Below are 14,235 nucleotides of genomic sequence, written 5' to 3' on the forward strand. Positions count from 1 at the left end.
AGGAGAAAAATATGGCACCGAAAAAGACACAATCACAATCATTAAAGGGTAAACTTGAAAAATTTAATGCTGAGTTAGAAAAAATTCAGGAACAGAAAGAAGCCTTGAATCAAAAAGAAAAGGAGTACGAATTGAAAATTAATACACTTCAAGCAGAATATGTCATTGCGTTAATGGCTGAGTCAGGTAAGTCTTTTGATGAATTTGAAAATTTTGCATTTAACAATTCTAACAAGGTAAATTCTTCTGAAGAGGTCGGTGAGGGTCATGTTCAGAATTACTAATTTACAAACAAATCAGCAAGAAACCTGTCAAAATAGGGATGAATTGCTATCTCTTATTAATGATAGGTCAGTTTGGACAGAAGATAGAGGAGAAACGATAACTATTCAAATAGATCAATTAGGAGAAGAGGGGGTAATTTTAGACAGTCTATCTTTATCTCTCCCCCTCGAATCAATTGTAGAAGAAGCGCTATCAGGGTTTGGTTTTAAAAGAGAAAAAAAATCATTTGGATTTTTAAAATCAAATAAGCAGAAAAAAGAAAAGCGTACCTCTGTTAAAAAAGATAAAAAGCTAGAATCTATTAAAAGCGTAGAAAAACCTCAAAATAACCTGGTTGAAGATAGAAAAGATACAGAAAAAATGATTAGTAAATCAGTATCAGATAAGCCAGTAAAAACTAGAAAATCAGGGTTTAGTTCGCTTGTTCTTACAATAGTTATCTGTTTAATTACAATAGCATCTATTGTTTCAATATCTCTTGTTCAAATTCAATCTAAGAAAATCAATGAGCTTGAAAATCGGATACAACTTGAAGAGAAACAAGGGAAAATTGAAGTTTTTGGTAGATTTTTTATCGCAAATTTCTATACTGGAAAAAGTGAAAATATTATAGATTTTTTAAGCAGTGAAATGAAAACTGAAGGTCTTGAACTCAAAAAAGGAGTTCAAGCACAATCAACAATTTACGAATCACTAACCGAATCACAAGATATTATTCAAGTTACATTTGTAATTACTACAACAGAAGACTCGAATAATATTAAAACGATTAGAATGACTCTTCCTGTACGTGAAGAGGAAAAATCAATGTATGGTTATGTAATCGTAGGTAAACCTATCATTACAGGTTTTGCAGAATAACAAACATTAAAATAAACATTAAAATAAATATTAAAATAAACATTAAAGAGGACTAAAACATGAAAAAATGGGCTAAAATCATCACACTATCATCTATTGTCGTACTTGCTTCAGCGAGCGCTCAAATAGCTTATGCAGATACAAACACTTCACAAAATGAAAACGCTATTACTGCTGTATCACCAAATACTGGAACTACAACAGCTCCATCAAATGCTACAACTGTTCCTGTTGTAGCGCCAAACGCTGGAACTACAACAATTCCATCAAGTGATACAACTGTTCCTGCTGTAGCGCCAAACGCTGGAACTACAACAATTCCATCAAGTGATACAACTGTTCCTGCTGTAGCGCCAAACACTGGAACTACAACAATTCCATCAAGTGATACAACTGTTCCTGCTGTATCACCAAATACTGGAACTACAACAGCTCCATCAAGTGATACAACTGTACCTTCTGTACCAACTTCACCTTCAGAACAGCCTTCTGTTGTAGCTCCAACTGATCCTGGAACAACTGTAGCAACTGGTTCAAGCTCAGAAACTTCATCAAGTAGCAACTCTTCATCAAGTAGCAGCTCTTCAGCAACTACACCGACTTCTGAAGATAAGAACAAAAAAGACAATGCTACGTCAGATAATAAGGTTAGTGTTTCAACTATTGATGGGGGAACAACTACCTTAATTCCTGATGTTAAAGTTCCAACAAATAACCCTGGTGTATCTGCTCAAACAGCTGTAGAAGCAGGTGCTTCTCAGGTAGGAACAACTTCGCAAGTAACAGGTCAAGTTGTTCAAGAAGTGTCTCCTAGCGCACCAGTACAGACAGAAACAGGTGCTTCAATTGTAAGCACTCAGAACGGCAACGTTGTCCTCTCAGATGGCTCTGTAATTGCTCCTGAAGAGGTCGGAGGTACTGTCAATGAAGATAAGACTATCTCTGTTAAAGACAAAGATGGTAAGCTCAAAACCCTTCCAAATACTGGTCTTAAAGAAAGTATATTACTAACATTTGCAGGTTTTGGATTATTGGCTATCGTCATTAGTTTTTTCTTAAAGAAACGTTCAAATTAAGGAATAAGATAAAAGCACTCTTTTGAGTGCTTTTTTTAGAAAGGAGGATAAAAATGGATCAGGAGAGAATAGGAATGAAAGTAGCCGATATATATAAATTAACAGGCGAAATGCTTCTAAAATCAATGTATTATGCACTTGAAGAATCGTATCACAAATTTAATCACTATCTTGAAAACAAGACATATACGGCTAAAACCAACTGGAATCAGTTTATGGCAACAAAGGAAACAAAACATTTTGAAACGTTTCTGAACTATGAACTGAACTCTGAACGTCTTGAAGAATATTTAAAGGGGTATGAAGTTGGCTTTTCTATAAAAGATAATGGTAACGGTACAAGTACAATAGCAATTGATGCAAAGAACGTGCAAGCCTTGGAAGCAAGTTTCAAAGGGGTCATCAATGATTTAACCGAACCTGAAAAGGCAGAAAAACTTACTAAAAATCTTATCAAAACACCAAAGACCATGACTTTAAAGGAAAAATTGACTTACTACAAGAAAAAGGTTACCGCAGAAATCAAATCTAAAGATAAGGTTAAAACACCAACGCCTAAGAAGGCTATTGCGAAAGATGAAAAGGGGTTATAGATGGTTACAGAACAGAAAAAACGTCGCTTTCTCCCTTATTTGATTGTGGGTCTTATCCTTTGCTATGCGGTTCATTGGTTGGTCAAGCTTTATGACATAGCACCTGCAACTGAAGGAGTTACCTTTATAGATAATGCCCGTTTGGATTGGATGATGGAGAATTGGACAAGTAAGTCTTTTATTGACTTTAACTTCACTCAAGCTAGTCTATATGGTGGCGGTTTAGCTCTCTTTGTTGTCTTGATGTTTTACTTTCGAGTTGGCGACAAAGGGCGCTACCGCTACGGGGAGGAATACGGGTCGGCACGGTACGCCACGAACAAGGAAATAGCTTCTTTTCGGGATAAAGAGCCTGAAAATGATATGATTTTCAGTCAAAATGGACGAATGGGACTTTTCAATAAACGACTCCCCTTTAACAGACAATTGAACAAAAATACTCTTACAGTAGGTTTACCAGGGGACGGGAAAACTTTCACCTTTGTGAAACCTAACCTGATGCAAATGAATAGTTCATTTGTTATCACTGACCCGAAAGGTCTTCTTGTCCGTGAGACAGGAAAAATGCTTGAAGACCACGGCTACAAAATCAAAATCTTTGACCTGGTCAATCTGACCAACTCTAATCAGTTCAACGTCTTTCACTATATGCACGATGAGCTAGATATTGATAGAGTTGTTACGGCCATAAAAGAAGGGACTAAGATTTCTTCAAATATTGGTGAGGACTTTTGGAATAAGGCAGAGATTCTTTTGATGAGGGCTCTAGTTGGCTACCTCTACTTTGACGGTAAAGTTCTGAAAAAGTATGAGCCAAATATCGCTCAGGTTGCAGACCTTTTAAGAAATATCAAACGTGAAGACGAGGACACGCCTAGCGTGGTTGAAAGGCTGTTTGAAGAGTTAGAAAAAGAACTGCCTGGTAACTATGCAGGTCGTCAATGGGAGCTCTTTAATGAGAATGCTGAAGGAAAAACAGCAAGTTCTGTCCGATTCATTGCTTCAACTGTATTTGCAGCCTTTGACCATGATGCTGTGAGGAAACTGACTGCTCGTGATTCAATGGAGATGGAAAAGTGGCAGACTGAGAAAACAGCAGTCTTTATTGCTATTCCTGAAACGGATAAGTCTTTTAACTTTATTGCGACAGTCATGTTCACCATGATGTTCAGGCAGTTGCCTAAGACAGCTGATGAAATTCTTCAGGGAGACCATCCAACGTGCAAACCTGAAGACCTGCTTCATATCAGGTTTATATTAGATGAGTTTGCCAACTTTGGACGTTTCCCAAACTTCACGGAAACACTCTCTTCAGTTCGCTCCCGTGAGATTTCAATTGATATTATCATTCAAGCCATCAGTCAATTGAAGGCACTCTATAAAGACCAATGGGAGACCATATTCAATAACTGTGCTACCCTAGTTTACTTGGGGACGAATGATAAGGAAACAATGAACTATTTCTCAATGCGAAGCGGTAAGCAGACTATCAATGTTAAGAATCAGTCGCAAACAAGAGGAACGCAAGGGTCAAGCAGTCAGTCTATTCAAACCATTCAGCGTGACCTTCTCACACCTGATGAGGTGGCTCGTATTGGGGTTGATGAAGCCTTAATCTTTATCTCTAAACAAAATGTCTTCAGAGATAAGAAAACTAACGTTCTTCAGCATCCACGTGCTAAAGAACTGGCGAATAGTCCAAGTGATACGAACTGGTATCGTTATACCCGTTCCATGTCTGATATGGATGACTGGGATGCCAACGTCAACCATGATAGGGTGATAGAAACAACTAGCGCGAAGGTGCTAGAAGTAAAATTACCATTTGAGGAAGTGGCTTAACCAAAAGAAAACCTGTTAGGATTGCCTACCAGGTTTCTTTTGTATTTTGAGGAAAAGGAGGAAAACATGACACAAACAACTAATATGAGGGGGATAGGTTACTTTGATACCCTCTTTTCAGTCGTTGAGATGCCAACGATGGCGGAAGCACTCAAACAGTTTGCACTTGAGCATCAAGTGACTGGAAAGAGCAACCAGGGGGAGGTCTTAAATGACTTTGTCAGCATCTTGATTAAGACGTTAGACGTTGAAGATTTTCAAGCAGTCTCTACACAGCTTTTTAGCTACCCTAAACGGTATAGAGGAGTGCTTGAAGTTGAGGAGATTGAACCTTCTAAGGAAAAGCTGATTTACTTAAAAGCTAATATTGATAGCTTGCTTCAGGAAGAAATAGAGGTAAGGAGCAGGATAGATGGCGAGTATTGAAGAACTCAAAGCCCTGTCAATTCTAAAAGTGGCAGAAAGCCTGGGCATGAGTTTACAGCGAACAGGAAGCTATACTTACACTTGGGAAGAACATGACTCTTTCACTATCAATGTTAGGGAAAACTATTTCAATTGGTTTGCCCGTAGCAATGGCGGTGATGTGATTAAAATGGTTCAAGTCGTTCAGGAAGAATTGACAGGGGAGAAGCTTTCTTTTAAGCAAGCAAAACACTTCTTGGAAAAAGGTAGTTTTGACGTGGTCGATGTGACCAAAGTTCCTGAAAAAGAACCCTTCAGCTATTACCTTGAGCCTTATGAAACTAAGTTCATAGAAGCCAGGGAATATCTGAAGGATGTCAGGGGCTTGTCTGATGAGACGATCGATTTTTTCGTAGAAAAAAACGTCTTATCACAAGCCACTAAAAAGACAGGGGACTACTATGAACCTGTCATTGTTTTCAAGAGTTTAGACAACCAAGGAGAGGTTATAGGTGCTTCTCTTCAAGGTATTAAGGAAAATCATGACCTTTACGAGAGAGGGCGCTTAAAACAGATTATGAGGGCTTCTGATGGTATGACGGGAATGCACGTTGATATTGGAACACCTAAACGATTAGTCTTTGCGGAAGCTCCTATTGATTTGATGAGCTATTATGAGCTTCACAAGGATAGTCTTGAAGATGTCCGCCTGGTTGCGATGGATGGCTTAAAAGAATCAACGGTGAGTCGTCACGTGGCAGAACTCTTGTCTGAAGTTGGTGAACTTGATGATGAGGTTGACCAGGAGAAAAAATCTTCCTTCCTCGCTAAAACAGCTAAATTAAGCACTTTTTTTAAGGATGGAAAGCACCAGGGCTTAATTACCCTTGCAGTTGATAATGATGAAGCAGGTCACGCCTTTATTGAGCGGTTGACCAATAAAGAAATTGGATTGACTCCAGATCTCCCCCCGAGATTGGAAAGTCAGGACAAGATGGACTGGAATGATTACCTGAAGGAGAGCAAAGAAAAAGCCCTTGACCGAAGTCAAGAGCCACTTAATAACATTGGGGGCGAACTAATCAATCGCAATTCCGGTTATTTAGAAGGCGAACCTTCAAGGACAGCACCACAGCCTGAAGAGTCAAAGACTCAACCTGATTTTCCTGCCAATGTTCAATTATATTTTAACATTGATAGGTCAAAAGAGTCAAGTGTTGGGCTTAGAAATGGCTATCATTATGCGACTGATAAAGATTTGAGGTATCTCAATCGTTACGCTGAAGAATTTCAAAAATCGGCTGACTGGTATCTTAATGAGTTGGCTGATAGTAAGGTCACGTATTTTTACCAGGATAAAGAAGACGTTCAGATGCTTCAGGTGGATTTTGAAAAAAGGCATTGGATGCACTTGACAGGGATTGCTCCTGTTTATCATGAGTGGGCTGAAAATTTATCAGAGCAATTCATTGAAGACGTAGCTTCAGGAAAAGGCGATTTTGCAAATTTAACAGTTGGGGTTGGCTTTAGAGATAAGGCAAAATTACTCCCTATGCTCCCTGAAATCTTTGAGTCAGATTCTTTTGTCTTTGATGATTTATCTTCCGTTGAGAAGATGGGGCGGTTAGATGTTTCAAGTGCTATTCGTTCAGACGATAAAGATATTCTTTTAGCTTTTCGGACGGATGATAACTCAACCTTCCCTGCAACATTGCTGAAGCCTAGCCGAACGCTCAACATTGAACTGGATACTTTAAATCAAGAAAAAACGATATTAGGGGTCTTTGTTGAGAAAGACGACAGCATCAAAACAATGTCAATCAATCCTGAATTTGTTAAAGATAATGGACAAGCAATGCTTGATATATTGCGACAAAATAAAGATTTTGAACCCTTTAAAGATGAACCAAATTTACAAAATGGAGGTCTAGCTATGGCAGACAATAATGAACCAAATTTTAGAAATCGCTTTGAGCAAATTCTCAGAGAAGATGAAGAGAAAAAACAAGCGGAAGCACGAAAAGAAGAGCTTGAACGTGATTCAGATGGTGATGGTATTCCTGATGAAGTTGAAAAAGCTCAAGGGACAAGTCCTTTTAATGCTGACACAGACGGTGACGGAAAGTCAGACCAGGAAGAGGTCAGTTATGGGTCAAACCCGATTGACAGCAATCATCCAAATAATCAAAATCAACCTTCACCTGAACCACAAAAAAGCGTTGCTGAACTGATTCAGGCAAAAGACAGTAAGGGGCTTTCTCAACTTTTGAAGGATGGCGTTAAAGACTATTTTCAGTCTGACACTTACAAACAATACTTGACCACAATGAGTAAATTTCACAATTACTCACCGAGAAATATTCAGTTGATTTTAATGCAAAACCCTGAAGCTTCTCACGTGGCATCCTTCAAAAAGTGGAAGGATGAATTTGAGAGAAGTGTCAATAAGGGAGAAAAGTCATTACGGATTTTTGCCCCTATAACTCTAAAAAGACGAGACCCTAAAACTAATGAACCACTCTTAGATGAGAATGGGAATGAACAAACATTCATGTCTTTCAAACTTGTCCCAGTCTTTGATGTCTCACAGACAAATGGAAAAGAATTACCCAAACCAGTCTATGAACTTGAGGGGACTTATGAAGATTATGGCAATCTTTACAAGTCAGCTAAAGAGGTATCTGAAGCTAATGGTGTTCCCCTTTCATTTAGCAAAGACACCAAAGGCTCTAACGGTTTTTATTCCGTAAACAACAATGAAATTGTGATTAAGCAAGGGATGTCTGAGCAACAAACACTAAAAACAATCTTTCATGAAATGGCACATTCTGATCTACACAATATGGAGAAATTACAAGAAACTCCTCTTAAAAGAAGTACCGCAGAATTACAAGCTGAGTCAGTTGCTTTTGTGGTCGCTAGTCATTATGGGCTAGATACAAGTGAGTACAGTTTTGGCTATTTGGCAACATGGACAGATGACCCTAATGGACTATCTGACCTAGAAGGTCAAATTAAAATTGTACAAAAAGAAGCAGATAGTTTGATTTCAAGAATTGATAAAACCCTTGAAAAGTATCAAACTAAAGAACTGACCAAGGATGCCTTTCAAGAAAAACTTGACCGCTTGAAAAACCAATCTAAAGAAAAAGCGGTTGACACTAAAAAGAAAGAGCAGGCGAAAGATGCTCCAAAAAAAGAGCAGAAGAGCGACAACGAGATGAGCCTGTAAAAGACCTTGTCGCTCAATTATCCGCAGGCTTTATGAGTCGCAGAAAACAAACGGAGGACTAAAACATGAATGACACTATTGAAACAACATTACTTCTCAACTTGTTCTATTTAGAGAATGGAACGTACACAAGAAATGAAAGCTTTATTGAAGCCAAGCGCAGAAAAGCCATCGCCCTTTTAGATGAAGATGCGGACGAACTCAAAAGCATTGACTCTGACTTAGCTGAAGAATATCAAGAAACAATTTCCTATCTTGACTCTCTTTCAGATGAGGACTACCAGTCCTTAAAAGAGGAGTTGCTTCAACAAGTTGAAGTCAACTAAGGTCTGAAAGACGACTAAGGGGCTTGGGGATTTTCCCCAAAACTTTGAAAGATTTACCAACCCCAAATTGGCAGAATTGCCAGTATTTGGGATTGGTAAAATCTTTTAAATTTCGCAAGGTGATATCACCTTGCTATGCTTGCCAGTTTGAAAAGTATAGAGGGCTACGGAACAGATGTCAAGTAAATTGAAAGAGGAAAAAAATGAGTGACGAAAAGAAATTATACCGACAAATTCAAAAAAAGATGCGAGTGACACCTCAAGAAAACGGTCTTATTAAGCAGAGGATGGCGCATCATAATTTTTCAAATTTCAACACCTACGCTCGTTATATGCTTTTGACAGGCGAGGTTGTCACGGTTGATTATTCGGAGCTGATAAAATTAAGAACGGAGATAAATCGTATTGGTACAAATATCAATCAGCTTGCAAAGTACGTCAATACAACTGAAGAAATTACACTTGAAAACTTTCAAAATTTGCAGGCTTCACTTGCAGAAGTTAAGCGGTTGATGGATGACAGTTTTGATAAAGAAGTGGCTATGATTGAAAAAATGATGAGAGACAGAAGGGAGTAAATTGACTTGGTTGTTACAAAAGTTAAGCAGATAAAATCGGTCAACAAGTTAGCTGATGGTATCAAGTATATTGAAGATGGTGCTAAGACTATTGGAACAGAATTGATTGATTCTGATTTGAACTTTCCTGTAAAGGTTGTAGATGGTCAGATAGTCTCTCAGCTAGTTTCAGGAAATTTGGTGATTGATGTTGAGTCTGCTTATTCAGAATTTATGATGTTGAAGCAACTTGCCAATTTGGAAAAAGGAAGACCAATCAATAATGAAGAGTTGGTAAAAAATGATGTTTTGGCACACCATATCATTCAGTCCTTCTCCCCAGAAGACAATTTGACACCTGAGCAAGTACATGAGATAGGACGGAAGACAGCTCTTGAGTTGACAGGTGGCAATCATCAATTTGTCATTGCAACTCACATGGATAAGGGGCATCTTCACAATCACATTTATATCAATTCTACTAACTCGGTCACACTCAATAAATTCAGATGGCAAAAAGGAACAAAGAAAGCCCTTGAACAGATTTCTGACAAGTATGCAGACCTGGCAGGTGCAAAAATTCTTGACCGTCAAAATCAATTCGGTCACAAAGAATATTCAGCTTACCAAAAAGAAAATGTTTTCAAGTTAGAAATTAAATCACGGCTTGAGTTTCTCCTGAAGCATTCAACCAACCTTTCAGATTTTCAAGAAAAGGCAAAGGCGTTAAATCTTGCAGTTGATTTTACGGGGAAATATGTCAAGTATAAATTATTGGATAAAGACCAAAAACGAAATACCCGTGACAGAACTTTATCTAAAAAGGGACGGTACTCTTTAGAACAGATTGAGGAGCGCCTTGCTAAAAATGAAATTGTCTATCCGTTGGAAAGTATCAAGAGTGAGTATGACAAGTTACAAGCTGAGAAGGCAGAAGATTTTGAAATACGGGTCAAGATTGAACCGTGGCAGGTCGAGCATGAGACGGACACAGGTATCTATCTTCAAATGCAATACGGTATTGCCAACAAAGGTACAGTCAAAATCCCTAGTCGCCTTGTTGATAGACAAGAGGATGGAAGTTTTGATGTTTTTATCAAGAAGTCAGATTTTTTCTATTTCATCAATCCTGACAATTCGGCAAGCAATAAATTCATGAAAGGGTCAACGCTTATCAATCAACTTGCCCACGAAAGCGGAGAATATATCTTAACCAAGAACCCTAACATTTCTAAGTTGGATTTGTTGGTCAAAGAATATAATTACCTGGTTAGTCACGGGATATCTGATTCAGACCAATTCCATGAGTTACATGACCGCTTCCTGGGACAGATTGAAGAAACACAAGAGTCACTTGATAGATTGGATGAGAAGGTCGAGCGACTCAATAAAATTGCTTCAGCGCTTGAAGATATTCACGCAGACAACCCGATTGATGCCAAAGTAGCTTATCAAATTTTGGAAGAATTGAACATTTCACCTTCAGTCAATCCTAAAGAAATTGAAAAGCAGGTGGTCGAGGTCTCCATCGAGCGAAAAGCCCTGAAGGAAAAATTTGACAGTATTGTTAAAGACTTTACTCAGTATGAACGCCTTGAGAAAAACGCTCAAGCAAGAAGACAAGCTGAAACACAAAAAGAAGAGCTAGAGAAATAAAGAAAAGTAGTTTTCATCTGAAAACTACTTAGGTAAATTTGTATCTATATCGTTATAAAGTTTTGCAATCTCTCTAAATACAGCATAGCTATATTCTTGTTGAACTTCATTTCCTGAATATAGTGCTTTGGCGAGATTAAAGACTTTGCTGACATCATAGTTGGAATAAATGGTATCAAGACCATCATCAAAGTAAACCTCAGATGCATAGCTCCTGAAAATGTTGTTAAGTTTTTCTTTTATCTTATCTGCAAATTCTTTGTTTCCGTTCTTTTCGCATTTAATAATGATTTCATCAATTTCAGCAAGATTGGATTGGAATGTTTCTTTTTGAGACATGGTTGACTCCTTTGTTTGTAGTATAAGGTAATTATATAATAATCAAAAACATATTTCAAAATTGAAATTTAATAAGGACAATAAAGTATAGCCTATTGACCGCTTACCGTTTTCTTGATTTTAAAGGGATGAGGGGGCGGACAATAGGGTTAGGCAAAATAGAAAGGAGAAAAATGGTAAAAATTGGATATGCAAGGGTCAGCACGACTGACCAAAATATGGATAGACAACTGGATCAACTGAAGCATATTGACAAACTCTTTCAAGAGTCTATCAGCGGTGTCAGCAAAGACCGCCCACAGTTAAAAGCCATGCTTGACTATATCCGTGAAGGGGATATAGTCGTTGTGACAGAGCTAGAACGACTTGGAAGAAATAACCAGGAGCTAACTGAAATCATGAATCAGATACAAACTAAAGGGGCTACCTTGGAAGTGTTAAACCTTCCAACCCTTCGAGGGATTGAAGATGATAACTTGAGACGGCTTCTAAACAACTTAATTTTAGAGCTTTACAAGTACCAGGCACAAGCTGAAAGGGAACGTATCAAGGAACGTCAAGCCCAAGGGATAGCTATTGCAAAAACTCAGGGCAAATACCAGGGCAGAAAGGCACTCTTTACTGAAGACGATAGCAGACTAAAACACGCCTTCGAGCTTTACCTTTCAGGAAAGTCTGATAAAGACGTGGCAGGCTTAACAGGCATAAACGAGCGAACATTTAGGCGCTACCGTGAAAAATATCAGATAAAAAGATAGTGATTTATATCATGATTTTAATAGTGATAAAAATATTGATTAAAATCATGATTTTTATATTGATTTTTATCATGATTTATATTATAATAGAAGTATAGAAAATGGAGGGAGAAAAAACAAATGAAATTACTTAGTTTTGTTGCCATCAAGGGTGGAGTCGGTAAAACCACTTTAGCTCTTCTAACTGGTCAGTATTTAGCTAGTAAAGATCATAGAGTTTTATTTATTGACCTAGACCATCAAAGTAACCTAACACACTTTTATGACGTTTACGAGGATTCAGGAACGGTTGCCAATGTCTTTACTGGTTCAGGAGACGTGAACATTTTATCGGTTGCGCCTAACATTGATTTAATTGCAGGTTCTATGAGACTAGATGAAGCTGAAAGAAGACTTGAAACCAATCCTAATCAGAATATGTTTCTGTATGACTGGCTAGGTGAGAACCTGGAAGCAAAGAACCTGGCACAGTACGACTATGTGATTTTAGATTGCAGACCTGACTTCGGGATTGCTACAAGAAATGCTATCGCTGTTAGTCATGCTCTTTTCAGTCCTATTACGCCAAGCGATTTTGCTTTTGAAGCGAAACAAAATCTTGAAGTCCGTCTTGACGAGTACAGAAAAACAGAAATTGTACGTCCAAGCCGTGAGTCTCTAATTACTGCTAAACTCTACTTTTTGCCTAACATGATAAAGCATAATACGGCAAAATCGAAAGAGTTGTTATCTGTCCTTGAAAATGATGACAATGTTGTTGGTCAAATTCCTCAAAAGGAATTGTTTAATCGTGCATCAAAAGACAATACTGTTATTGACATCATGGCTGACCAAACATCACGAAACGAACACAAGGCTTTCTTTTCAGCTTTGGAAGAAACACTGATCCAAATTCAGACCGTTTCGGATAACTCCTGATATCAATCAATATAAAAACCATGATTTTAATCAATATTTTTATCACTATTTTTATCACTATTAAAATCATGATATAAATCACTATTTAAAAAGAGGTATGCAATGGCTTTTGAAATCAAAAAGGACAAAATTAGTAAAGCGTTAGGCGAGACACTACCGTCAGTCCCTAAGGCAAAATCACAAGGGCGAAGAGCAGGTCGTCCATCAGGGAAGACCAAACATCCTTATCAGTTCACCTTGAAGCCCCAAAATCGAGAAAAGTTAGATAGGATTGCGGAGCAAGCAGGATATAGCGGAGCATCAACTTTCCTTGATGATTGGATTGAGAGTTATATTGAGAGTTCTGAAGAATAACCGTCAATATTTTTATCATTATTAAAATCATGATAAAAATATCTATAAATATTATTTACGCAGGTGACCTATGCAACCAACCTATGAAATTGATAACCCCAACCTTTCCTATCAGACTAAACTTGACTTATGGCAGACTGGCTTTGGTCTTCAGCAAGTAGACGGTCTTGAGCCATCACGCTATATGGTTGAATTGGCTAAAGAGCAGATTGAAGGTAAGATTGAGTATCAACAAATTTATGACCAAATTACCAAATACCATGAAGAGACCGATGATAGCACGAAAGAAGCTGATATTGTCTCTTTAAGGATCGTAGAGCTGTTATCAAGCAACGCCTTCAAGTTTGCCCCAACCACTCTAAAATCAATCCATAAAGAGCTATTCTTTGGCGTTCTAAGCCAAGGTATCCCTTTAGGAGAATATCGCCATTATAACATCACTAAAAAAGAGCCGATTTTAGAGGGAGATAGCGTTATCTATGATCATTATCAAACTATCTCGGCTAGCTTAACCTATGATTTTGACCAGGAGTCACAATTTGACTATCGAGGGAAGACACCTGAAGAAATGGTCAAGCACTTGAAAAAGTTTGTATCGGGAATTTGGCAAATCCATCCGTTTGGAGAGGGCAACACCCGAACTGTTACGGTCTTCATGATTAAGTACCTACGTTCACTAGGCTTTGAAGTTGATAATAGCCCGTTCAAAGAGAATGCACGTTACTTCAGGGATGCCCTAGTTTTGGACAATGCAAAATTGCTGAAGAAAAATCCTGAATACCTGGATAGATTTTTTGAAAATCTATTGTTAGGTGGTCAACATGAGCTATCTCTGAAGAAAATGTATCAAGAGATTTTGCCAACTGCATCCGCTCCAAAGAACCAAAAAGACCAAGGTTTATCACTTTAGATATTGATTTTAATCACTATTAAAATCATGATATAAACCAATATTAAAATCACTATAAAAATATAGACCCTTCCGTTTGGAGAGGTCTTTCTTCTTGTCTTGTTTTTGGGGTATAATAGGCGG

15 protein-coding genes are annotated in these 14,235 nt (G+C 38.0%); 14 read left to right on the forward strand and 1 reads right to left on the reverse strand.

The annotated features are described in order from the left end of the window. The first annotated feature begins 11 nt into the window (after positions 1-11). The 10 genes from D7D54_RS08305 (at position 12) to D7D54_RS08350 (ending at position 10,833) form a co-directional block, all read left to right on the forward strand. Entirely contained in the window at positions 12-284 is a 273-nt protein-coding gene (locus D7D54_RS08305) for a hypothetical protein (protein WP_120719209.1), read from the forward strand. Then, complete coding sequence (locus D7D54_RS08310) at positions 268-1,146, forward strand: hypothetical protein (protein WP_120719210.1); 879 nt, start codon at positions 268-270, stop codon at positions 1,144-1,146. The genes D7D54_RS08305 and D7D54_RS08310 overlap by 17 nt, the downstream gene beginning before the upstream one ends. Before the next feature lie 59 nt (positions 1,147-1,205). Next, positions 1,206-2,222, forward strand: coding sequence for an LPXTG cell wall anchor domain-containing protein (locus tag D7D54_RS08315; protein ID WP_120719211.1), 1,017 nt, complete (start codon positions 1,206-1,208; stop codon positions 2,220-2,222). Positions 2,223-2,275: 53 nt separating this feature from the next. Beyond that, positions 2,276-2,815 carry a hypothetical protein gene (locus D7D54_RS08320; RefSeq protein WP_120719212.1) on the forward strand — a complete coding sequence of 180 codons (540 nt, stop codon included), beginning with the start codon at positions 2,276-2,278 and terminating at the stop codon, positions 2,813-2,815. Beyond that, complete coding sequence (locus D7D54_RS08325; protein ID WP_120719213.1) at positions 2,816-4,657, forward strand: VirD4-like conjugal transfer protein, CD1115 family; 1,842 nt, start codon at positions 2,816-2,818, stop codon at positions 4,655-4,657. 66 nt (positions 4,658-4,723) lie between these two features. Further along, a complete protein-coding gene (locus tag D7D54_RS08330; RefSeq protein WP_020902572.1) occupies positions 4,724-5,083 on the forward strand; it encodes a hypothetical protein in 360 nt (119 codons plus the stop codon). Beyond that, positions 5,070-8,294: a PBECR4 domain-containing protein gene (locus tag D7D54_RS08335; RefSeq protein WP_120719214.1), complete on the forward strand. Its 3,225-nt coding sequence runs from the start codon at positions 5,070-5,072 to the stop codon at positions 8,292-8,294. The genes D7D54_RS08330 and D7D54_RS08335 overlap by 14 nt, the downstream gene beginning before the upstream one ends. Before the next feature lie 65 nt (positions 8,295-8,359). Next, entirely contained in the window at positions 8,360-8,620 is a 261-nt protein-coding gene (locus tag D7D54_RS08340) for a transcriptional regulator (RefSeq protein WP_120719215.1), read from the forward strand. A gap of 203 nt (positions 8,621-8,823) precedes the next feature. After that, entirely contained in the window at positions 8,824-9,198 is a 375-nt protein-coding gene (locus tag D7D54_RS08345) for a plasmid mobilization protein (RefSeq protein WP_120719216.1), read from the forward strand. Between the two features lie 6 nt (positions 9,199-9,204). Further along, positions 9,205-10,833, forward strand: a complete 1,629-nt coding sequence (locus D7D54_RS08350) for a helical hairpin domain-containing protein (RefSeq protein ID WP_120719217.1) — start codon at positions 9,205-9,207, stop codon at positions 10,831-10,833. A gap of 24 nt (positions 10,834-10,857) precedes the next feature. On the opposite strand, the gene D7D54_RS08355 is transcribed toward D7D54_RS08350, so the two are convergent. Continuing rightward, positions 10,858-11,172, reverse strand: coding sequence for a hypothetical protein (locus D7D54_RS08355; RefSeq protein WP_049550026.1), 315 nt, complete (start codon positions 11,170-11,172; stop codon positions 10,858-10,860). 173 nt (positions 11,173-11,345) lie between these two features. Here D7D54_RS08355 and D7D54_RS08360 point away from each other — a divergent pair, with 173 nt between their 5' ends. From D7D54_RS08360 to D7D54_RS08375, 4 genes are all read left to right on the forward strand, one after another. After that, positions 11,346-11,930 carry a recombinase family protein gene (locus D7D54_RS08360; RefSeq protein ID WP_120719218.1) on the forward strand — a complete coding sequence of 195 codons (585 nt, stop codon included), beginning with the start codon at positions 11,346-11,348 and terminating at the stop codon, positions 11,928-11,930. A gap of 120 nt (positions 11,931-12,050) precedes the next feature. Beyond that, positions 12,051-12,848 (forward strand): ParA family protein, encoded by a 798-nt coding sequence (locus D7D54_RS08365; RefSeq protein WP_049478274.1) that lies wholly within the window; start codon positions 12,051-12,053, stop codon positions 12,846-12,848. 102 nt (positions 12,849-12,950) lie between these two features. Continuing rightward, positions 12,951-13,202: a hypothetical protein gene (locus D7D54_RS08370; protein WP_084886579.1), complete on the forward strand. Its 252-nt coding sequence runs from the start codon at positions 12,951-12,953 to the stop codon at positions 13,200-13,202. A 70-nt stretch (positions 13,203-13,272) separates the two neighbouring features. Further along, positions 13,273-14,112 carry a Fic family protein gene (locus D7D54_RS08375; protein WP_120719219.1) on the forward strand — a complete coding sequence of 280 codons (840 nt, stop codon included), beginning with the start codon at positions 13,273-13,275 and terminating at the stop codon, positions 14,110-14,112. Positions 14,113-14,235 lie beyond the last annotated feature (123 nt).

It is taken from the genome of Streptococcus chosunensis (assembly GCF_003626515.1).
Lineage (GTDB): Bacteria > Bacillota > Bacilli > Lactobacillales > Streptococcaceae > Streptococcus > Streptococcus chosunensis.

Bases quoted from the DNA above. Each gene is read 5' to 3' on its own strand.
- D7D54_RS08305 (WP_120719209.1), top strand. From the start codon at position 12: ATGGCACCGAAAAAGACACAATCACAATCATTAAAGGGTAAACTTGAA.
- D7D54_RS08310 (WP_120719210.1), top strand. From the start codon at position 268: ATGTTCAGAATTACTAATTTACAAACAAATCAGCAAGAAACCTGTCAA.
- D7D54_RS08315 (WP_120719211.1), top strand. From the start codon at position 1,206: ATGAAAAAATGGGCTAAAATCATCACACTATCATCTATTGTCGTACTT.
- D7D54_RS08320 (WP_120719212.1), top strand. From the start codon at position 2,276: ATGGATCAGGAGAGAATAGGAATGAAAGTAGCCGATATATATAAATTA.
- D7D54_RS08325 (WP_120719213.1), top strand. From the start codon at position 2,816: ATGGTTACAGAACAGAAAAAACGTCGCTTTCTCCCTTATTTGATTGTG.
- D7D54_RS08330 (WP_020902572.1), top strand. From the start codon at position 4,724: ATGACACAAACAACTAATATGAGGGGGATAGGTTACTTTGATACCCTC.
- D7D54_RS08335 (WP_120719214.1), top strand. From the start codon at position 5,070: ATGGCGAGTATTGAAGAACTCAAAGCCCTGTCAATTCTAAAAGTGGCA.
- D7D54_RS08340 (WP_120719215.1), top strand. From the start codon at position 8,360: ATGAATGACACTATTGAAACAACATTACTTCTCAACTTGTTCTATTTA.
- D7D54_RS08345 (WP_120719216.1), top strand. From the start codon at position 8,824: ATGAGTGACGAAAAGAAATTATACCGACAAATTCAAAAAAAGATGCGA.
- D7D54_RS08355 (WP_049550026.1), bottom strand. From the start codon at position 11,172: ATGTCTCAAAAAGAAACATTCCAATCCAATCTTGCTGAAATTGATGAA.
- D7D54_RS08360 (WP_120719218.1), top strand. From the start codon at position 11,346: ATGGTAAAAATTGGATATGCAAGGGTCAGCACGACTGACCAAAATATG.
- D7D54_RS08365 (WP_049478274.1), top strand. From the start codon at position 12,051: ATGAAATTACTTAGTTTTGTTGCCATCAAGGGTGGAGTCGGTAAAACC.
- D7D54_RS08370 (WP_084886579.1), top strand. From the start codon at position 12,951: ATGGCTTTTGAAATCAAAAAGGACAAAATTAGTAAAGCGTTAGGCGAG.
- D7D54_RS08375 (WP_120719219.1), top strand. From the start codon at position 13,273: ATGCAACCAACCTATGAAATTGATAACCCCAACCTTTCCTATCAGACT.